The organism is Bradyrhizobium sp. AZCC 1693 (genome assembly GCF_036924745.1).
Taxonomy (GTDB): Bacteria; Pseudomonadota; Alphaproteobacteria; order Rhizobiales; family Xanthobacteraceae; genus Bradyrhizobium.
In genome coordinates this window covers 3,906,385-3,923,235 of sequence record NZ_JAZHSD010000001.1, presented here as the reverse complement: position 1 = coordinate 3,923,235, position 16,851 = coordinate 3,906,385, and the positions used below count along the sequence as shown (strand labels likewise).

At 64.1% G+C, this 16,851-nt stretch carries 22 protein-coding genes, 1 other RNA gene and 1 pseudogene; 21 read left to right on the top strand and 3 right to left on the bottom strand.

Annotated elements, in window-relative coordinates; genetic code table 11:
• The first annotated feature begins 13 nt into the window (after nucleotides 1-13).
• From V1293_RS18735 to V1293_RS18710, 6 genes and pseudogenes are all read left to right on the top strand, one after another.
• Nucleotides 14-334 carry a DUF4164 domain-containing protein gene (locus V1293_RS18735; protein ID WP_334511334.1) on the top strand — a complete coding sequence of 107 codons (321 nt, stop codon included), beginning with the start codon at nucleotides 14-16 and terminating at the stop codon, nucleotides 332-334.
• On the top strand, nucleotides 331-714 hold the full coding sequence (locus tag V1293_RS18730; RefSeq protein ID WP_247518535.1) for a cell division protein ZapA: 384 nt from the start codon (nucleotides 331-333) through the stop codon (nucleotides 712-714). Before V1293_RS18735 ends, V1293_RS18730 begins: the two co-directional genes overlap by 4 nt.
• Nucleotides 715-765: 51 nt before the next feature.
• Nucleotides 766-926: non-coding RNA, 6S RNA (gene ssrS / locus V1293_RS18725), on the top strand.
• A gap of 183 nt (nucleotides 927-1,109) precedes the next feature.
• A pseudogene (locus tag V1293_RS18720) lies at nucleotides 1,110-1,705 on the top strand (5-formyltetrahydrofolate cyclo-ligase); the annotation flags it as partial.
• A complete protein-coding gene (locus V1293_RS18715; RefSeq protein ID WP_334511332.1) occupies nucleotides 1,689-2,510 on the top strand; it encodes a TIGR00282 family metallophosphoesterase in 822 nt (273 codons plus the stop codon). The pseudogene V1293_RS18720 and the gene V1293_RS18715, both read left to right, overlap by 17 nt.
• A 26-nt stretch (nucleotides 2,511-2,536) precedes the next feature.
• Nucleotides 2,537-3,178, top strand: a complete 642-nt coding sequence (locus tag V1293_RS18710; RefSeq protein ID WP_334511331.1) for a hypothetical protein — start codon at nucleotides 2,537-2,539, stop codon at nucleotides 3,176-3,178.
• Nucleotides 3,179-3,281: 103 nt separating this feature from the next.
• Here the strand turns inward: V1293_RS18710 and V1293_RS18705 are convergent, their stop codons facing one another.
• Together V1293_RS18705 and V1293_RS18700 are read right to left on the bottom strand one after the other, a co-directional pair.
• Nucleotides 3,282-4,706 (bottom strand): methyl-accepting chemotaxis protein, encoded by a 1,425-nt coding sequence (locus tag V1293_RS18705; protein ID WP_334511330.1) that lies wholly within the window; start codon nucleotides 4,704-4,706, stop codon nucleotides 3,282-3,284.
• 106 nt (nucleotides 4,707-4,812) lie between these two features.
• Complete coding sequence (locus V1293_RS18700; protein WP_334511329.1) at nucleotides 4,813-6,582, bottom strand: methyl-accepting chemotaxis protein; 1,770 nt, start codon at nucleotides 6,580-6,582, stop codon at nucleotides 4,813-4,815.
• A gap of 202 nt (nucleotides 6,583-6,784) precedes the next feature.
• Here V1293_RS18700 and V1293_RS18695 point away from each other — a divergent pair, with 202 nt between their 5' ends.
• The 14 genes from V1293_RS18695 to V1293_RS18630 all read left to right on the top strand — a co-directional run bounded on the left by V1293_RS18695 (nucleotide 6,785) and on the right by V1293_RS18630 (nucleotide 15,251).
• Nucleotides 6,785-7,531: a YebC/PmpR family DNA-binding transcriptional regulator gene (locus tag V1293_RS18695; protein ID WP_247783264.1), complete on the top strand. Its 747-nt coding sequence runs from the start codon at nucleotides 6,785-6,787 to the stop codon at nucleotides 7,529-7,531.
• Nucleotides 7,532-7,730: 199 nt separating this feature from the next.
• On the top strand, nucleotides 7,731-8,258 hold the full coding sequence (ruvC, locus tag V1293_RS18690) for a crossover junction endodeoxyribonuclease RuvC (RefSeq protein ID WP_334511328.1): 528 nt from the start codon (nucleotides 7,731-7,733) through the stop codon (nucleotides 8,256-8,258).
• A gap of 136 nt (nucleotides 8,259-8,394) precedes the next feature.
• On the top strand, nucleotides 8,395-9,012 hold the full coding sequence (gene ruvA / locus V1293_RS18685) for a Holliday junction branch migration protein RuvA (RefSeq protein WP_334511327.1): 618 nt from the start codon (nucleotides 8,395-8,397) through the stop codon (nucleotides 9,010-9,012).
• The gene (locus V1293_RS18680; RefSeq protein ID WP_334511326.1) at nucleotides 9,009-9,455 is read left to right on the top strand and encodes a hypothetical protein; all 447 of its coding nucleotides are present in this window, start codon (nucleotides 9,009-9,011) and stop codon (nucleotides 9,453-9,455) included. Before ruvA ends, V1293_RS18680 begins: the two co-directional genes overlap by 4 nt.
• Nucleotides 9,456-9,628: 173 nt before the next feature.
• Nucleotides 9,629-10,048, top strand: coding sequence for a cytidine deaminase (locus tag V1293_RS18675; protein WP_334511325.1), 420 nt, complete (start codon nucleotides 9,629-9,631; stop codon nucleotides 10,046-10,048).
• A complete protein-coding gene (gene ruvB, locus V1293_RS18670; protein ID WP_334511324.1) occupies nucleotides 10,045-11,094 on the top strand; it encodes a Holliday junction branch migration DNA helicase RuvB in 1,050 nt (349 codons plus the stop codon). The genes V1293_RS18675 and ruvB overlap by 4 nt, the downstream gene beginning before the upstream one ends.
• Nucleotides 11,095-11,187: 93 nt before the next feature.
• Nucleotides 11,188-11,784 carry a DUF6869 domain-containing protein gene (locus V1293_RS18665; protein ID WP_334511323.1) on the top strand — a complete coding sequence of 199 codons (597 nt, stop codon included), beginning with the start codon at nucleotides 11,188-11,190 and terminating at the stop codon, nucleotides 11,782-11,784.
• Nucleotides 11,700-12,059, top strand: coding sequence for a DUF6869 domain-containing protein (locus V1293_RS18660; protein WP_334511322.1), 360 nt, complete (start codon nucleotides 11,700-11,702; stop codon nucleotides 12,057-12,059). The genes V1293_RS18665 and V1293_RS18660 overlap by 85 nt, the downstream gene beginning before the upstream one ends.
• 94 nt (nucleotides 12,060-12,153) lie before the next feature.
• Nucleotides 12,154-13,086, top strand: coding sequence for a metallophosphoesterase (locus tag V1293_RS18655; protein WP_334511321.1), 933 nt, complete (start codon nucleotides 12,154-12,156; stop codon nucleotides 13,084-13,086).
• Between the two features lie 48 nt (nucleotides 13,087-13,134).
• Complete coding sequence (locus V1293_RS18650; RefSeq protein ID WP_334516786.1) at nucleotides 13,135-13,326, top strand: type II toxin-antitoxin system VapB family antitoxin; 192 nt, start codon at nucleotides 13,135-13,137, stop codon at nucleotides 13,324-13,326.
• Nucleotides 13,323-13,601 carry a type II toxin-antitoxin system VapC family toxin gene (locus tag V1293_RS18645; RefSeq protein WP_334511320.1) on the top strand — a complete coding sequence of 93 codons (279 nt, stop codon included), beginning with the start codon at nucleotides 13,323-13,325 and terminating at the stop codon, nucleotides 13,599-13,601. Before V1293_RS18650 ends, V1293_RS18645 begins: the two co-directional genes overlap by 4 nt.
• 88 nt (nucleotides 13,602-13,689) lie before the next feature.
• The gene (gene ybgC, locus V1293_RS18640) at nucleotides 13,690-14,148 is read left to right on the top strand and encodes a tol-pal system-associated acyl-CoA thioesterase (RefSeq protein ID WP_334511319.1); all 459 of its coding nucleotides are present in this window, start codon (nucleotides 13,690-13,692) and stop codon (nucleotides 14,146-14,148) included.
• 64 nt (nucleotides 14,149-14,212) lie between these two features.
• Complete coding sequence (locus V1293_RS18635) at nucleotides 14,213-14,680, top strand: nuclear transport factor 2 family protein (RefSeq protein WP_334511318.1); 468 nt, start codon at nucleotides 14,213-14,215, stop codon at nucleotides 14,678-14,680.
• A 4-nt stretch (nucleotides 14,681-14,684) separates the two neighbouring features.
• Nucleotides 14,685-15,251 (top strand): TetR/AcrR family transcriptional regulator, encoded by a 567-nt coding sequence (locus V1293_RS18630; protein WP_334511317.1) that lies wholly within the window; start codon nucleotides 14,685-14,687, stop codon nucleotides 15,249-15,251.
• Nucleotides 15,252-15,424: 173 nt separating this feature from the next.
• Here the strand turns inward: V1293_RS18630 and V1293_RS18625 are convergent, their stop codons facing one another.
• On the bottom strand, nucleotides 15,425-16,069 hold the full coding sequence (locus V1293_RS18625) for a glutathione binding-like protein (RefSeq protein ID WP_334511316.1): 645 nt from the start codon (nucleotides 16,067-16,069) through the stop codon (nucleotides 15,425-15,427).
• 108 nt (nucleotides 16,070-16,177) lie between these two features.
• Here V1293_RS18625 and V1293_RS18620 point away from each other — a divergent pair, with 108 nt between their 5' ends.
• Nucleotides 16,178-16,837 (top strand): TetR/AcrR family transcriptional regulator, encoded by a 660-nt coding sequence (locus V1293_RS18620; protein ID WP_334511315.1) that lies wholly within the window; start codon nucleotides 16,178-16,180, stop codon nucleotides 16,835-16,837.
• The last annotated feature ends 14 nt before the right edge of the window (nucleotides 16,838-16,851 follow it).

The following is a 16,851-nucleotide window of genomic DNA, read 5'->3' as shown; positions in this document are numbered from 1 at the left end:
CGCGCTGCCTCTCATGAGCGATCGTCACACTAACGGTGTCGGCAATGCCGAGCCGGTCCAAGTCGACATCGACGCCGCCACACGGCGCCTGATGCTGGCGCTCGATGCGCTCGAGGCGGCGGCGGAGCGGCGACGCGATGCCGACCGCGACGAGAACGAACTGGCGAGCCGGATCCAGGCGCTCGGCGCCGATCGCTCGCGGCTCGCCGACGAACTCGACGGCTCGCTGGTGAAGACGCGGCGGCTGGAGCGAACCAACCGCGAGATCGCCGAAAAACTGGATGTCGCGATCGGCACCATCCGTGCGGTGCTCGATGCCGGAGAGGATGAATGAGCCACATCAACGTCACCATCAACGGCCGGCAGTACCGCATGGCCTGCGAGGAAGGGCAGGAAGTGCGGCTCTTAAAGCTCGCCGAGAGCCTGGAAACGCGGGTCGGCGAGTTGCGCGGCAAGTTCGGTGAGATCGGCGATGCGCGGCTGACGGTGATGGCGGCGCTCACTGTGTGCGATGAGCTGCTCGACGCCAACGCGCGGATTCGCGCGCTGGAGGGCGAGCTCGAAACCCTGCGCAACGTTCGCGTCGCCGCCGCCGACCGCGCCAAGGCCACGCAGGTCGCGGTCGCCAACGCACTCAACGCCGCCGCCGACCGCATCGAGAAGACCACGCAGATGCTGAACCGCACCATCGGCAGTGGCGTCGCGATCGGGTGACGGGCTGGGTTAGTGCTGGCGGATTCGGTCCTTAAGCCCTACATTGGTTCCGCGAAGCTGCGTCGTGCGTCAGGAGCCATATATCCCCGGGGCCTTATCGATCCTTTAGGGAACTGTCCCTGGCCGGGTCCGTGGATCCGGACATATGGTGCCCACCTACTTTCGTAGGGAACTCCGGGATCGAGTGCTTCAACGGCGTTCGCGGCTTCGCGCTTTGTTTTTGGTTGCCTGCGACTTTGTCCTACCCGCGCACGTCCCGTCATACTCCGCGAATGCGGGGTATCCGGTACGCCGCGGCGTCTCGGTTGAATCACTGAAGTCTCTGGAATACTGGATCACCCGCTCCAGTGCGCAATTGCGCACAAGGCGGGGTGATGACAGCGGAAAGATACTGCATGACGGCAACCCTGTCGAAAGCCGACTTCCGTGCCGCCGCGCTCGCAAAGCGCGATGCGTTGAGCGACGAGCAGCGCGCCGCCGCAGCGCAGGCGATGGCCAAGCACGGCGTGCCGTTCGCGATTCTTCCCGGCATGGTCGTGTCAGGCTATTCGCCAATCCGCAGCGAGATCGATCCCGCGCCCTTGATGCGCAAGCTCGCCGAACAGGGCGCGAAGCTGGCGCTGCCGGCGGTGATGGCGCGCGGAAAATCGCTGGCGTTTCGCGCCTGGTCGCCAGACAACCGGCTGATGATGGGGCCGCTCGGCATCCTCGAGCCGTCGCCGGCGGCGGAAGAGCTCATTCCCGATATCATGCTGGTGCCGCTGGCGGCGTTCGACCGCGAGGGCCACCGCATCGGCTATGGCGCCGGACATTACGACTATACGCTCGCCCATTTGCGCAAGGTGAAAGCCATCACGGCGGTCGGCACCGCCTTCTCGCTGCAGGAAATAAAAGCCGTTCCCGCGCTGCCGCACGACGTGGCGCTGGATTATGTGCTAACGGAAAAGAAAGTGTTCGATTTCCGGAGCTGAACTTTGCGCATTCTCTTCGTTGGCGACGTGGTCGGCCGGGCAGGCCGCGCCGCGATCGCAGAATATCTGCCCGGCATGGTCAGAGACTGGGCCCTCGATCTCGTCGTCGTCAATGGCGAGAATTCCGCCGGCGGCTTTGGCATCACCGAGACGATCTATCAGGAATTCCTCGATGCGGGAGCGGATGCCATCACGCTTGGCAATCACGCCTGGGACCAGCGCGAGGCGCTGGTGTTCATCGAGCGCGCGCCGAAGCTGGTCCGTCCCGCCAATTATCCAAAGGGGACGCCGGGCCGCGGCGCGGCGCTGGTCGATACCAAGAACGGCAAGCGCGCGCTTGTTATCAACGCCATCGGCCGCGTCTTCATGACGCCGTACGACGATCCCTTCCAGGTTCTCAATCGCGAACTCGAGGCCTGCCCGCTGCGCGAGGCGGCTGACGCGATCGTGGTCGACTTCCACGGCGAGGCGTCGAGCGAGAAACAGGGCATCGGTTTCTTCTGCGACGGCCGCGCCAGCCTCGTCGTCGGCACCCACACCCATGTGCCGACCGCCGATCATCAGATCCTCAACGGCGGCACCGCCTACATGACCGATGCCGGCATGACCGGCGACTATGATTCCATCATCGGCATGCAGAAGGAAGAGCCGCTGCGGCGCTTCACAACGGGCATTCCCTCAGGGCGCTTCGAACCGGCGGCCGGTGTGGCGACCCTCAGCGGCGTTGCGGTCGAGACCGATGATGCCACCGGCCTTGCGCTGCGTGTTGCGCCGGTGCGGGCCGGCGGCAGGCTCGAGCCGGCCGTGCCGGGATTCTGGGTCTGACGAGTACGAACGTGGAGAGAATGTCGATGCGCTGGCTGTTGACTGTTGCGCTGGCTTTTTTCCTATCTACCGCGGTCGACGCCCAGACGCTCAACCAGCGGCCGGTCTCGCAAGGCGAGGTGACGCCTGCTGAGATGACAGAGCGGCTCGAGAAGGCCGCGGTGCGAACCAAAGGGCAGGCGCCAAAAGGCGCAGCGCGTGGATCGTCGATCGATTTCTGCTGGCCGTCGAACGTCGAGGAATATCGGGACATCGGCAAGTACGTGCTGGTGCTGGTCAGCGTGGTCACCCAGGACGCGGCCGAACTGCCGTTGCGCCGCGTCTACGTAACGGTTAACGGCGAGCAGACCGAACTGGTCAGGCTCTCAAGCGAGCGCCGCGACGTCAGGAAAGGATCGACCACGTTCTCGATCCTCGGCCCGTTTCGCGAGGATGGATTCTATGTCGCGCCCGCCGGCCTGATGATGAGCGATGGCTATCTGCAGGCCGACTTCGCGATCAGGCGAACCAATTTCAATCTCTATAAGCTGCCGGGTACGCCGCCGGACTTCGTCAAGGCGGATAATGACCCGATGCCGGCCAAGGATGCGGCGCCGAACATGCCGGCGCTGAAGGCGTTGCTGACGCGCGAGTATCAGGGGTTCGAACTGCCGGCGAGCCTGCGCTAGCGCTCGGGATTTGCTGGCCGAGCCGCAGGCGGAACGCGCGACATGTACGCGTCCGCGTCACGCAAGACATGACCCGTCTTCCGGTGCCACAATCTACCGGTAGCTAGCTCTGCCGAAAGCCTATCCGGAATGCGCCCCAGTGGCGGCCGCGGATGAAGATCGGTGACGACAGGTCCTTCATCAGCACGAAATTGCCGCCGCCCATGTCGCGCCGGTAGGTCTGCAGCAGGAACGGTTTTGTGTTCGCCGCCACCTTCTTCACCGCGCGGTCGTTGAACAGGCGGCGGTTGCGGCAATTGGCGTTGTTCCAGACCGGGTCCTTGCCCTGCGGCAGGCGGTAGTTCGGATTGTGGGTCGGCAGATAACCGCCTTTGGCCCAGGCGACGCAGAACGCGATGCGCGGATCGCTTTTCTGGATTGGATCCTGGATGGAAGGCAGGACGCGGTCGGTGAAGGCGACGTAATTGGTGAGATACTGCTTGGGATCGGTGCCGGGGATTTCCCGATACTTCTCGTCCATGAGCTGGTCGAGCGTGATCTCGCCGCGGTCGATCGCGGCCTCGAACTCGGCCGAGATGTGCTTCGCGGTGTCGACGACGACGCGGATCAGCGGTGCGTCCAAGGTCTCGACGCCGCTGTCGGCGATCAGCGCGATCAGGTCTTCGGATGTCTCGAGCAGCTTTGTCACCCGGTCGTCCGCGTGCTTGAGATCGCGCGAGGAGAGGTCGACGCCCTTGGCGAGTTCGCTGAGCTCGGTGATAACAGTGTCGCAATGGCCGAGATTGGACGTCGCGGCCCTGGCGACGCCGTCGATCTCCTGGCCTACGGACGCGACGCCCTGGTGCACGCGCGCGATGATGCCGCTGATCTGCTGTGCGCCTTCACCGGCGCTCTTGGCGCGGAGTGAGGCGTCGCTGCTCTCGCCGATCAGGCTGCCGATCTGGCCGTCGAGATCGCGCATGGTATCGGAAATCTGCTGGGTGGCCTGGCGAGTCCCCTCCGCCAGGCTCTTCACTTCGCTCGCGACGACGGCAAAGCCGCGGCCGGCGGTTCCGGCGCGCGCCGCCTCGATCGTGGCATTGAGCGCCAGCAGGTTGGTCTGCTTCGCAATCGCCTCGATCGAGCCGGAAACTTTTGCAACCTGCGACAGGGCCGAGCCGACGGCGCTGAGCCTTGCCTCGATGCGGCCGACCGCTTCGACGAGTTCGGCGATGTGCTTGACGGCCGTATCCACCGCGCTGCGCGACTGAACGATCTCTACGACGGCTGCGGACGTGGTCGATTGCACCGCCTGCGATGCATTGGCGATGTCGCGGTTGGCCGAGACCATCGTTTCGGCCGTCTTCTGTAAGTGGTGGAACCGCTCCGACTGGTTCGCGACGCGGCTCGCGACCTCCTGGACGTTGCCGGCGATATCGGCAAGCTCGACGCCGAGCCCGCCGATGCGGTTGGCAAGCTGGTCAATGAGTCGTTCGGCCAGTGTCTGGTTGGATTGAGTGTCCAGGACTGCACGCTGCACAACGGACATGTTCGAGCTTTCTCCAGTCTGAGCCGATCGGCTCACCGCGGCGAATCGCATTCCAATTCCAAGTCTAGAGCGTGATTCGCGCCTTGGCGTCTTGCCTGAGAGCGCACTAGAGCCGGTAGGCCGTACGGAACCCGCCCCAGTGTCGGCCTTTGACGCGGATCGGCACGTCGATCTCGCGCATCATCACGGTGTTGCCGTTGCCCATGTCGCGGGCGTAGCTCTGGATCAGATAGGCGCGCTGGTTGCGCCCGGCGGCAAGGCCGGCCGCATCGTTGAAGATGCGGCGGTTGCGGCTGTTGGCGGTGTTCCAGGTGACGTCGCCCGGCCGCTGCGGGTGCGAATAGATCTTGTTATGAACAGGCAGATAGCCGTTGGTGTCGATCATGGCGCAGAACGCCATCCGCTTGTCCTTGGCGAGGAACGCTTCCTGGAACGGCGGCAGCGCGCGGTCGGCCCAGTCCAGGATTTTGGTGCGGTACTGCACCGGATTGCTGCCCGCGATCTCTATATAGTTGGTCTCGAACATGTCCTCGATCGTGATGGCGCCGCTGTCGATGCCATTCTCGAAGATCTTCTTCAGCGCCGCGGCAGCTTCCATCGCGCGGGTGATCGCTTCGGTATTGTCGTCCTGGATCGACCATATTTTGTCTTCGATCTTCTCGATCAGCGCCGTATCCGGCCTTTCGAACTGCGCGTGCGTGCCGGCCTTCGACCGCTGGACGATGCGAATCCGGCAGGCGCCGATATCCTGCAGCGTCGCGTTGAAGCTCTGGCCCTGCGCCAGCGCTTCCGCGTCTGCCCCGCTGACCAGAATGCCACCCATGGAAATTTCGTAGACGGGTGCCGATATCACCCCGCGCGGGGCGGCAATTTCGATCTTGAGGCTGCAGGGTAGCCTTTCGTCCTTGCGGCGGTCCTGGCGGTCGCCTTCTTTCTCTCCCTGCCTCAGCAGCACGGCGCAACGCGACTTGAGCTTCTGCGCAAACGTCGTGACGGCGCGTCCAGCCTTGGCGACGCTTTCGCCGTGCGCCTCGGCTTCCTTGGTCGCGCTGTCGATCTCGGTTGCGCTATCGCCGACCGAGCCGATGAAGCTGGAAGCGGAAGCCGCGTTGTCAGCCATTTCGCCGGTCGTCGCGTTCTGTTCGGCAACCGCGCCATTGACGTTCTCGAATACCGGGCGGATCGCTTCGATCGCCTGCGAGATGCGATGCACGGCGTCGACCGAGCCCGCGGCGTCGCGCTGCAGCGCCTCGATCTTCTTGGTGATCTCTTCAGTCGCGTTCTGGGTCTGCACCGCGAGCGCCTTCACCTCGGTGGCGACCACGGCGAAACCGCGCCCGGCCTCGCCGGCGCGTGCGGCCTCGATGGTGGAATTGAGCGCCAGCAGCGTGGTCTGCCGCGCGATCTGCGCGATCAAATTGACGACATTGCCGATCGCCGCCGATGATTCCCGCAGGCGGTCGACATTGGTGCTGGCCTCGCGGGCGGCGTCGCTGGCCTGGTCGGCAAGCTTGCCGGCGTCGCGCACCTGGGAACCGATGCCCTGCGCCGATTGGGTGAACTTGTCGGCGGCCTGCGAAAAGGTCGCCGCCGTGCCCTGGGCTTCGCTGGTGCGGCCGGTCAGGGCATTGGTGCGCTGGCGGATGGTGGAGAGCGTCGCGGCGGTCGCCTCGGCGCCGCCGGCGACCGAATTGGCCGCGCGCTCGAGCTGGCGGATCATCGCGCCAAGTTCGAGTTCCAGAAGCTCCAGGATCGCCTTGGCCGAATCGCCGTCGCTGGAAACGGCCTCAGCCGCGGCGGCGACCGCCTGAACCTTGGGCTGGACGGCAGGCAAGGCAGGTTCCGGCACCCGCTTTTTGAACAAACCGAAGGCCATAGAGTCTCTTAAAAGTTGAGGACGCGGGCGAAATCCTCTCATCCGAGCATGAAGTCATGGTTAACAACTGCCTGTTTTTCCCGGAGGCGGGCGCTACTTTAGTAGCCGAATCGGCCGCAAATCTTTGATTTTGCCCGATTGCCGGCCTATAAGGCCGCGCTTTCACCCCGCATCCCTCCCGGACGAATCCAAGAGACCCTGCATGGCCGGCCATTCCCAGTTCAAGAACATCATGCACCGCAAGGGCAAGCAGGATGCCCAGAAGTCGAAACTGTTCGGCAAGCTGGCGCGGGAAATCACGGTGGCGGCCAAATTGGGGACCCCGGACCCGGCCATGAATCCGCGGCTGCGCGCGGCCGTGATCGCTGCGCGCCAGGAGAACATGCCGAAGGACAATATCGAGCGTGCCATCAAGAAGGCGACCGGCGGCGACAGCGAGAGCTACGACGAAATCCGCTACGAGGGTTATGGCCCCGGCGGCGTCGCCGTGATCGTCGAGGCGCTGACGGACAACCGCAACCGCGCCGCCTCCGACATCCGCTCCTTCTTCGCCAAGTCCGGCGGCAATCTCGGCGAAACCGGCTCCGTCGCCTTCATGTTCGACCGCACCGGCATCATCGAATATGACGCCAGCAAAGCCTCCGACGACGCGATGCTGGATGCGGCGATCGAGGCCGGCGCCGACGACGTGGTATCAAGCGAAAGCGGCCACGAGATCTACGCCTCGCAGGAAACCTTTCGCGAGGTTGCGAAGGCGCTGGAAGCGAAATTCGGCGAAGCCCGCAAGGCGGCGCTGACCTGGAAGCCGCAGAACACGATCGCGGTCGACGACGAGACCGGCGAGAAGCTGTTGAAGCTGATGGACCTGTTGAACGAGCACGACGACGTCCAGAACGTCTACGCCAATTTCGAGATTTCCGACGCGCTGGTCGCCAAGATGGGCGGGTAGGGCCCCATACTCCGCTGTCGTCGCACGGCTTGACCGGGCGATCCAGTATTCCACAGACCTGCGCTTGGTCCGAGAGGCCTCGGCGTACTGGATCCCCGCCTTCGCGGGGATGACGAGCGAGCAGGGTGAAGACCTCGAGGCAGGGGATTTCCGTTCTCTTTATGTTTCGTTCACCCGGCTCTGGCGTTATCAGTACGCCATGACACTCCCACCGATTCGCCAACCCGTCCGGATCATCGGCATCGACCCCGGCCTGCGCCGCACCGGCTGGGGCGTGATCGAGACCGAGGGCAACCGGCTCGTCTTCATCGGCTGCGGCTCGGTGGAGCCGCCCGACGATCTGCCGCTGGCCGGCCGCCTGCTCGCGATCCATGAGGGGCTCGCCTCAGTGCTCGGCGATCTCAGGCCGGCGGAAGCCGCGGTCGAACAGACCTTTGTCAACAAGGACGGCGTCGCCACGCTGAAACTCGGCCAGGCGCGCGGCGTCGCCATGCTGGCGCCCGCGATGTTCGGCATATCGGTTGCGGAATATGCGCCCAACCAGGTCAAGAAGACCGTGGTCGGCGCGGGACATGCCGACAAGAACCAGATCGCGGTGATGCTGAAAATATTGCTGCCGAAGGCCGAGCCGAAATCCGCCGACGCCGCCGACGCGCTGGCGATTGCCATCACGCATGCCCATCACCGCCAGGGCGCCGCGCTGCGGCTAAGGGTAGCGAGCCTATGATCGATCGATACCAATCCAAGCCGTCATGCCCGGCCTTGTGCCGGGCATCCACGTCTTTTCTCGTCGGTGCCGAAGACGTGGATGGCCGGGACAAGCCCGGCCATGACGAGATCTCTACCGTCTGCGGGTCACCATCATGATCGGCAAGCTCAAAGGTCTGATCGATTCCTACGGCGAGGACTACGTGATCCTCGACGTCGGCGGCGTCGGCTATCAGGTGCATTGCTCCTCGCGCACGCTGCAGGCGCTGCCGTCGCCCGGTGAGGCCGCGGTGCTGTCGATCGAGACTTACGTGCGCGAGGATCAAATAAAGCTGTTCGGCTTCCGCACCGATACCGAGCGCGAATGGTTTCGCCTGCTGCAGACCGTGCAGGGCGTCGGCGCGAAAGTCGCGCTCGCCGTGCTTTCGACGCTGCAGCCGGCCGAGCTTGCCAATGCGATTGCGCTGCGCGACAAGGCGGCGGTATCGCGCACGCCCGGCGTCGGCCCGAAAGTCGCCGAACGCATCGTCTCTGAATTGAAGGACAAGGCGCCGGCGTTTGCCAATGTCGATCCAGCGGTGGTGCATCTCGCCGGCGCCATCGACGACCACCGCGCGCCGCGCCCGGTTAGTGATGCCATCTCCGCGCTGGTCAATCTGGGCTACGGCCAGCCGCAGGCGGCGGCTGCCATCGCCGCGGCTTCGCGCAGCGCCGGTGAGAATGCAGAAACGGCGCAGCTTATTCGGTTAGGGCTGAAGGAGCTCGCAAAGTGAGCGGAACGGCGTTCTTTCTCGGCAAAGATGGCTCGCTGTCAGCGCTTTGGCGCTTTGTTTTTATTGTTGCGATCTTCTTGCTCATTTGGCCGCCGATTTGTGGCATCGTAGTGTGGTGGGTCAAGTTTGACAGCGGACCGGCGATGCTTGGCTGGCTCGCCGCGGCGGTGATTTACGCTTATTTGTTGTGCGTGCCGTCAGCACTGCTGGCGGGAATTATGCATGCAGTCGCAGCCCTGAGCTTTCGTCACTATTCAATATTGGTGCCCATCGCGGCAGCTGCGCTTGCTGCAGTCCTGATCGAAATGGTCATTGTGAATCCTTTCTTCTTGCGGGAGCTCGCAGATAAGACCATGAGCAGTCTTGAACTCCTGCTTTTCGCGTCGCTGATTGCATCGATCATTTGCTGGTGTTTAACGCGGCAGCTCGCGAGGACGTCATGAACCCGCCCTCCCGCATCGTTGGCCCCGAGCGCCGTTCCGACGATGTCGGCGACACAGCGCTGAGCCGGCGAGAATACCGAGAACGCGCAACTGATCCGGCTAGGCCTGAAGGAATTGTCGAAATAGACTGCCGTTGGCTGGCCCCTGACTGACGAAGGAACGCATTCCCCACCATGCTGAACAACAAGGACGAGGAGCTGATCGCCGTCGCCACCGAAGCCATCAGCCGGCGCTATCGCGACGACTGGCAGGAGGTCGGCGCCGCCATGCGCACCCGCGACGGCCGTATCGTCACCGGCGTGAACATCGACGCCTATATCGGTCGGATCGCGGTCTGCGCCGAAGCGATCGCCATCGGCCGCGCTATCACCGAAAACGGCGACCACGGCATCGAAACCATCGTCGCCGTGCGTCACCCCAAGCCCGGTGAGCCCGGCAAGATCGCGGTGGTCTCGCCCTGCGGCATCTGCCGCGAACTGATCCACGACTATGACGCCAACGCGCGGGTCATCGTCCCCGACAACGGCCGTGCGCCGAAAGTCGTGAGCATCGGCGAACTCCTGCCCAACAAGTACAAGCGGGGCAGCGAGTGAACCCGCCCTCCCGCGTCGTTACCCCCGAGCGCCGTTCCGACGATGTCGGCGACACCGCGCTGCGTCCGCAATTGCTGTCCGAGTTCGTCGGGCAGGCGCAGGCGCGCAAGAATCTCTCGATCTTCATCGAGGCGGCGCGCAAGCGTAACGAAGCGCTGGATCACGTGCTGTTCGTAGGCCCTCCCGGCCTCGGCAAGACCACGCTGGCGCAGATTGTCGCGCGCGAACTCGGCGTCGGCTTTCGCGCCACTTCCGGGCCCGTCATCGCGAAGGCCGGCGACCTTGCGGCGCTGCTGACCAATCTCGAAGAACGCGATGTGCTTTTCATCGACGAAATTCATCGCCTCAGCCCCGCGGTCGAGGAAGTGCTCTATCCCGCGATGGAGGACTTTCAGCTCGACCTGATCATCGGCGAGGGTCCAGCGGCGCGTTCGGTCAAGATCGATCTCGCAAAATTCACGCTGGTCGGCGCCACCACGCGCGCAGGCCTCTTGACCAATCCGCTGCGCGACCGTTTTGGCATTCCGGTGCGCTTGAATTTCTACACCGAGGAAGAGCTGGAGAAGATCGTCACCCGCGGCGCCCGCGTGCTTAACATCGGCATGACGCCCGACGGCGCCAACGAGATCGCGCGCCGCGCCCGCGGCACGCCGCGTATCGCCGGCCGCCTGTTGCGCCGGGTGCGCGACTTTGCATCCGCGGCGGGCGCAAGCTCCGTCGACCGCGCCATCGCCGACCACGCGCTGAGCGCGCTGGAGGTCGATGCCGCAGGCCTCGATGCCATGGACCGGCGCTATCTGACGACGATCGCGCTGAACTACGGCGGCGGCCCGGTCGGCGTCGAGACCATGGCGGCGGCGCTGTCGGAGCCGCGCGACGCCATCGAGGACATCATCGAACCATTCCTGATCCAGTGCGGCTATTTGCAGCGCACGCCGCGCGGCCGGCTTCTGACCTCGCACGCCTTCCGCCATCTCGGCCTCGCCGAACCCGCGCGCGATCCGGCGCAGTTCGGATTGTTCGGCAACGGCGACAGCGACGATTGATCGCTTCGAACCCGATCCTGGCGGCGATGCACTAAGGGGCAAATGCCAGGCGCGCTTCTGCGCCGGGTCTGCTTGCCGTGGAGTGCAATAAATATGGGTTCGACCGAAGACGCTGACATGCTCGCCCTCATCGCGGCGGCGCCGGAACTGGCGACGCCCGACGATACTGAAGTCTTGCTCGACGCCATGCCGATATCAGAACTCGCCTCGATATGGGGCGCGGTGCAGCGCCTGAGCCGGCGCGACCGGACGAGCGCTACCTGGTCGGCATTCCTTTATTTCGATCATCTGCCGCACAAGCGGCCGGACCGCGCGCTCGATCTTGCGCTGGAGGTGTTGCGCTCTGAGCCCGACAAGCCGACGGTGATGCAGCTCAACGACAAGTTCATGCTGTCGCTGCTCTTTGCGCACGGCGCCGCCGTGATCGGCCGGATCGAAACTGAGGCGAAGCAGAACGCCGGGCTGCGCTGGCTGCTGGGCGGGATGCACTTCGGACCCGATGAGCCATTCAAGCGGCGCATCGAGGCGATTGCCGACAGCAGGGGCTGGCGCGGGCCGACGATCTCGCGCGCCGGACGCCAAAACACCCGCTTGATTGCGCGGCCATGTCGGTGGCGGAACTGGCGCGCGCCTGGGTCGAGCAATACTCGAAATCCGAGCGCGACCGCGACGACAATTTCTTCGCGATGATGGATTGCGAGCGCGAGCTGCGCGAGGAGGATCCCGACAAGGCGATCGACCTCATCGTCGAGATATTGAAGATCGAGACCAACCCGGTGATGCTGTCGCTGCTCGCTGCCGGTCCGCTCGAGGACGTCATCAGCATGGAGACCATCGACCGCATCGAGCGCGAAGCGGCCGCCGACAAGCGTTTCCATGATCTCCTCGGCGGCGTCTGGTATTATCGTGCGCCCGATGAACTGAAGGCGCGGCTGGATGCGCTGGTAGGGCAGAACCGCTGGTGAGAAGCTGCTGGAGCTCTGCTGACGATCTGCACAAACCCACCGCAATTCAGGCTCAATCCGCCACCATGTTTGCGCTGCATCACGATTGGATCACATGTTAACACGCCGTCATTTTCTGAGAGCCATGGGTGGAGTGGGCGCGCTGGGCGTCTCGACCACCGCTTACGGATTCAGCGCCCCGGTCGTCCGGCTTCGCGTCGCGCGCTACCACCTTTCTCCGCCGCAATGGCCGGCAGGTCTCAAGCTCAGGATCGCCGCCATCGCCGACCTCCATGCCTGCGATCCCTGGATGTCGCTCGAACATATCCAGGAGATCGTCGAACGCACCAACGCGCTCAAGCCTGACATCGTCGTCATGCTCGGCGACTATGTGGCCGGACATCGCAAGGTGACGCGGCTCATTCCCGACGCCGAATGGGCGGCGGTGCTCGCCGGATTGAAGGCGCCGCTCGGCGTGCATGCGGTGCTTGGCAATCACGACTGGTGGGAAGACAAGACCGTGCAGCGGGAAGGGCAGGGATTGCCGTCCGCCGGCCGCGCGCTGGAAGCCGCCGGCATCCCGGTGTACGAAAACGACGCCAGGAAACTCAGCAAGAACGGCCATTCGTTCTGGCTGGCCGGCCTCGGCGACCAGCTCGCCTACATCCCGGCGCGCCGCTTCAGGCCGCTCAAGCGCATCGGCGTCGACGATCTCGGCGCCACGCTGGCGAAGATCACCGACGATGCCCCCGTCGTTCTGATGGCGCATGAGCCGGACATCGCCCGGCGCGTGCCCTCGCGCGTCGCGCTGCAACTCTCCGGGCATACCCATGGCGGCCAGGTGCGGATGCTGGGCTGGTCGCCGATCTCGCCGTCCGGGCAGCAGCTCGCCTATGGCCACATCAAGATGAACTGCGACGTCGTCGTCTCCGGCGGCCTCGGCTGCAGCATCGTGCCGTTCCGTCTCGGGGTGCCGCCGGAAATCGTGCTGGTAACGCTGGAGGCAAACCGGCCAGCTATCGCGCAGGTTGCTCCGTCTGCGGCATAGAAATCTGCATCAATTGATGCTATATTTGATGCAGAGGAGATGGCTTCGATGCGAACAACGATTGCGATCGACGACGAATTGCTTGCCAAGGCTGAGCAGTTGACCGACGTACATGAAAAATCTGCCCTTGTTCGGGAAGCGCTGAAGGCGCTGATTGAGCGCGAAGCTGCTCGCCGATTGGCACGGCTTGGCGGCACCGAGCCGCAATTGCGCCCGATTCCGCGCCGGCGTCCTCGTTGATTCTGGTCGATACCTCGATCTGGGTCGATCACTTCCGCCGGCAGGATGCCCGTCTGGCAGAGCTTCTCGACGCGCGCAAGGTCTACATGCATCCATTCGTTGCGGGTGAACTTGCCGTCGGCAATCTTCGAAATCGCGATGAAATATTGCTGATGCTGAACTCATTGCCGGTCACCGCGGTAGCGTCTCACGACGAGGCGTTACGCTTCATCTCCAATTTCTCGCTGGCCGGACGTGGATTGGATACATCGACATCCACCTCCTTGCAGCGGTAAGTTTGACACCCGAAACCTTGCTGTGGTCGAAGGATAAACGCCTTAATGCGGTTGCAGAATTTCTGTCTATTCCGATGGTTTTGACGCCATGAGCCCGACAGCGAATCTCGACGGCGAGATCCGCGACGGCCGCCATCACATGCAGGTCCGCGTCTACTACGAGGACACCGATTTCTCCGGCATCGTCTATCATGCCAATTACCTGCGCTTCATGGAACGCGGGCGCACCAACCATCTGCGCCTGATGGGCGCGTCGCAGCACGCGCTGTTTGAGCAGGCGCAAGAGGAATCGCCCGGCTTTGCCTTCGTGGTGCGCTCGATGGAGCTCGATTTTCTGCGCCCCGCGCGCATGGACGACGTGCTCGATGTGGTGACGTGGCCGGTCGCAGTGAAGGGCGCCTCGATCACGCTGGCGCAGGAAGTGCGGCGAGGTGACGAGGTGCTGGTCAAGGCCGCCGTGCGCGTCGCCTTCATCAGCGGGGGCCGGGCAAAGCCGATCCCGAAATCGCTGCGGCTATTGATGAAGGCCGATCTGGCCCCGGATTGATCCGCCGGCTTGACTCTCTGTACCGATCGGTACAATGTCCGGGTCGCCAATCCGGAGAAACCTCATGTCGCGTCCGCCGCTGCCGCCCTTCACCCGCGAAACCGCCGCCCAGAAGGCGCGCATGGCGGAAGACGCCTGGAATTCGCGCGATCCGGTCAAGGTGTCGCTCGCCTATACCGAGGACAGCCGCTGGCGCAACCGCTCCGAATTCCTTGAAGGACGCGATGCGATCGTCGAATTCCTCACCCGCAAATGGGCGAAGGAGAACGACTATCGCCTGATCAAGGATCTCTGGGCGTTCGATCAGAACCGCATCGCCGTGCGCTTTCAGTATGAATGGCACGACGATGCCGGGCAGTGGCATCGCTCCTACGGCAACGAGCAGTGGGAGTTCGACGAGCACGGCCTGATGCGGCGGCGCGAGGCCAGCATCAACGATATCGCCATCAAGGAGAGCGAGCGGCGCTTCCACTGGCCGGCGCCGGGGCCGCGCCCGGCCGATGTCGCGGGCTTAAGCGAGAACCCGCTGTGACGCCATGCTGAAGAAGGGCGTCGAGCGCAGGCAAGTGTTGCGCGCGCTCGGCGAGGTGTTTCGCGCGCATGGCTATGAGGGGGCTTCGCTGACGCTGATCACCGAGGCCACCGGGCTCGGCAAGGGCAGCCTCTATCACCTATTCCCCGGCGGCAAGGAGCAAATGGCCGCCGAGGTGCTGGCCGACATCGACGCCTGGTTCGAGCTCAACATCTATGCGCCATTGCGCGAGGCCTCCGATCCCGAGCGCGCGATCGCCGCGATGATCGCGGGCGTCGACCGGTATTTTCATTCCGGCGATCGCGTCTGTCTGGTCGGCATGGTCGCGATCGGCGCGGCGCGCGACACGTTTGCCACAAGCGTCGACGATTATTTTGCGCGCTGGCAGGCCGCGCTGGCATCACTGCTGCGGCGATCCGGATTGAGCAAGGGCCAGGCGCAGCGGCGAGCGGAGGATGCGCTGTTGACCATTCAGGGCGCCTTGGTGCTGGCGCGGGGACGCAACGACGCCGGAATCTTTCGCCGGGCATTGAGCGGTCTGACGGCGCGGTTGCTCGCGCCGCCGGAGTGACGCTCGGTGAGATCGACGTCGTCCCTGCGAAAGCAGGGACCCATACGCCGTGGCCTTTCGAGTTGTTCACGGTGAGCGACGATTGCCCCAGTGAAACGCTGGTGGTTATGGGTCCCCGCGCCAAGTGCGCAATTGCGCACAAGGCGCGGACGACGTGGTGAGAGATTAACGCCTTACGCCGCTGCCTTGTGCCGGGCGAGTTCGGCCTTGTACATCTCGAACTCCTCGGCGACCGCCTTCGCGATGCTCGGCCGCGCGCGCAGCCGCTCGTAATAGACCTTCACGTTTGGCCATTTCACCAGTTCGATCGGCGGCGTCGCCATCGTCCAGTTGATGATGGTGACGAGATAGGCATCGGCGACGCTGAAATGATCGAGCAGGAATTCGCGGCCCTTCAGGTAGTTTTCGAGATAGTCGAGCCGCGACAGGTTCTTGGTCAACGCATAGGACTTGGCATCCTGCGGCGCCGTCTTGTCGAGCAGCGGCACAAACAGCGCCTTGTGCAATTCGGTGCCGATGAAGCAGAGCCATTGATGCAGGCGGCTGCGCTCCTCCGCAGATGCAGCCGAAATGCCGGCGCCCGGAAAACGATCGGCGACATATTGCAGGATCGCCGCGTTTTCCGTCAGTACCGTCCCGTCGTCGGTGCGCAGCGTCGGCACCAGCCCCAGCGGATTGACGCTGCGGAAATCCGAGCCGTCCTTCTGCACGACCTTGGTCTTGGGATCGACCTCGAGATAGTTGGCCTCGGCGCCGGCTTCATACAGCGCAATCCGTGTCGCCAGCGAGCAGGCGAGCGGCGAGAAATAAAGATCCATGGTTTGCCTCCTTGGCGGTTGATCAACCGGGCCGGCACTTGGGGCGGGCGGGGTTGATTTTTATACTGTTCCGCATAATATAAATGCGGTCAAGGAATTTATTGCGAAATGGTACAAAAAAATAAAAAGCCGCCTGTGGCGAGGATCGACGATCCCGTGGCGCCCAAGCGCCGCGGCCGGCCGCGCGCCTATCAGCCGGACGTCGCGCTCGGCAAGGCGCTCGATCTGTTTCGCAAGGATGGTTTCGCCGCGACCTCGCTGGACGATCTCTCTGCCGCCACCGGCATGAACCGGCCAAGCCTTTACGGCGCGTTCGGCGACAAGCGCGAGCTGTTCATCAAGAGCTACCGCCGCTATCGCGACGACGCCCGGGCGGCGATGGGCGACATCTTCCGCGGCGAGCTGCCGATCCGAAAGCGGCTGGAGCGGATCTATGCGGTGGCGCTCGACATCTATCTGTCCGGCGAATCCGGTCCGCGCGGCTGCTTCACGGTGATGACCGCAGCCTCCGAGGCGGTACATGACCCTGATATCCGCGCCATGGTGATGGAAGGCTTCACCGAACTCGACAAGGCCTTTGCGGCCTGTTTCCGGCTGGCCAAGGCGAACGGTGAGTTGCCCGAAAGCGCCGATCCGGCCGTGCTGGCCCAGCTCGCCTCCGCCACCATCCACACCCTCGCCATCCGCGCCCGCGCCCGGACGCCGCGCGCGGAATTGGAGGCGATCGTCAAGGGCGCACTCGATGTGATGGTCGGGGCGGCGAAATAAGCTCAACGTCGTCC

Bases quoted from the DNA above. Each gene is read 5' to 3' on its own strand.
- ybgC (WP_334511319.1), top strand. From the start codon at position 13,690: ATGAGCCCGACAGCGAATCTCGACGGCGAGATCCGCGACGGCCGCCAT.
- V1293_RS18705 (WP_334511330.1), bottom strand. From the start codon at position 4,706: ATGTCCGTTGTGCAGCGTGCAGTCCTGGACACTCAATCCAACCAGACA.
- V1293_RS18700 (WP_334511329.1), bottom strand. From the start codon at position 6,582: ATGGCCTTCGGTTTGTTCAAAAAGCGGGTGCCGGAACCTGCCTTGCCT.
- V1293_RS18630 (WP_334511317.1), top strand. From the start codon at position 14,685: ATGCTGAAGAAGGGCGTCGAGCGCAGGCAAGTGTTGCGCGCGCTCGGC.
- V1293_RS18660 (WP_334511322.1), top strand. From the start codon at position 11,700: ATGTCGGTGGCGGAACTGGCGCGCGCCTGGGTCGAGCAATACTCGAAA.
- V1293_RS18735 (WP_334511334.1), top strand. From the start codon at position 14: ATGAGCGATCGTCACACTAACGGTGTCGGCAATGCCGAGCCGGTCCAA.
- ruvC (WP_334511328.1), top strand. From the start codon at position 7,731: ATGACACTCCCACCGATTCGCCAACCCGTCCGGATCATCGGCATCGAC.
- V1293_RS18625 (WP_334511316.1), bottom strand. From the start codon at position 16,069: ATGGATCTTTATTTCTCGCCGCTCGCCTGCTCGCTGGCGACACGGATT.
- V1293_RS18730 (WP_247518535.1), top strand. From the start codon at position 331: ATGAGCCACATCAACGTCACCATCAACGGCCGGCAGTACCGCATGGCC.
- V1293_RS18650 (WP_334516786.1), top strand. From the start codon at position 13,135: ATGCGAACAACGATTGCGATCGACGACGAATTGCTTGCCAAGGCTGAG.
- V1293_RS18665 (WP_334511323.1), top strand. From the start codon at position 11,188: ATGGGTTCGACCGAAGACGCTGACATGCTCGCCCTCATCGCGGCGGCG.
- V1293_RS18710 (WP_334511331.1), top strand. From the start codon at position 2,537: ATGCGCTGGCTGTTGACTGTTGCGCTGGCTTTTTTCCTATCTACCGCG.
- V1293_RS18655 (WP_334511321.1), top strand. From the start codon at position 12,154: ATGTTAACACGCCGTCATTTTCTGAGAGCCATGGGTGGAGTGGGCGCG.
- V1293_RS18675 (WP_334511325.1), top strand. From the start codon at position 9,629: ATGCTGAACAACAAGGACGAGGAGCTGATCGCCGTCGCCACCGAAGCC.
- V1293_RS18695 (WP_247783264.1), top strand. From the start codon at position 6,785: ATGGCCGGCCATTCCCAGTTCAAGAACATCATGCACCGCAAGGGCAAG.
- ruvA (WP_334511327.1), top strand. From the start codon at position 8,395: ATGATCGGCAAGCTCAAAGGTCTGATCGATTCCTACGGCGAGGACTAC.
- V1293_RS18635 (WP_334511318.1), top strand. From the start codon at position 14,213: ATGTCGCGTCCGCCGCTGCCGCCCTTCACCCGCGAAACCGCCGCCCAG.
- V1293_RS18620 (WP_334511315.1), top strand. From the start codon at position 16,178: ATGGTACAAAAAAATAAAAAGCCGCCTGTGGCGAGGATCGACGATCCC.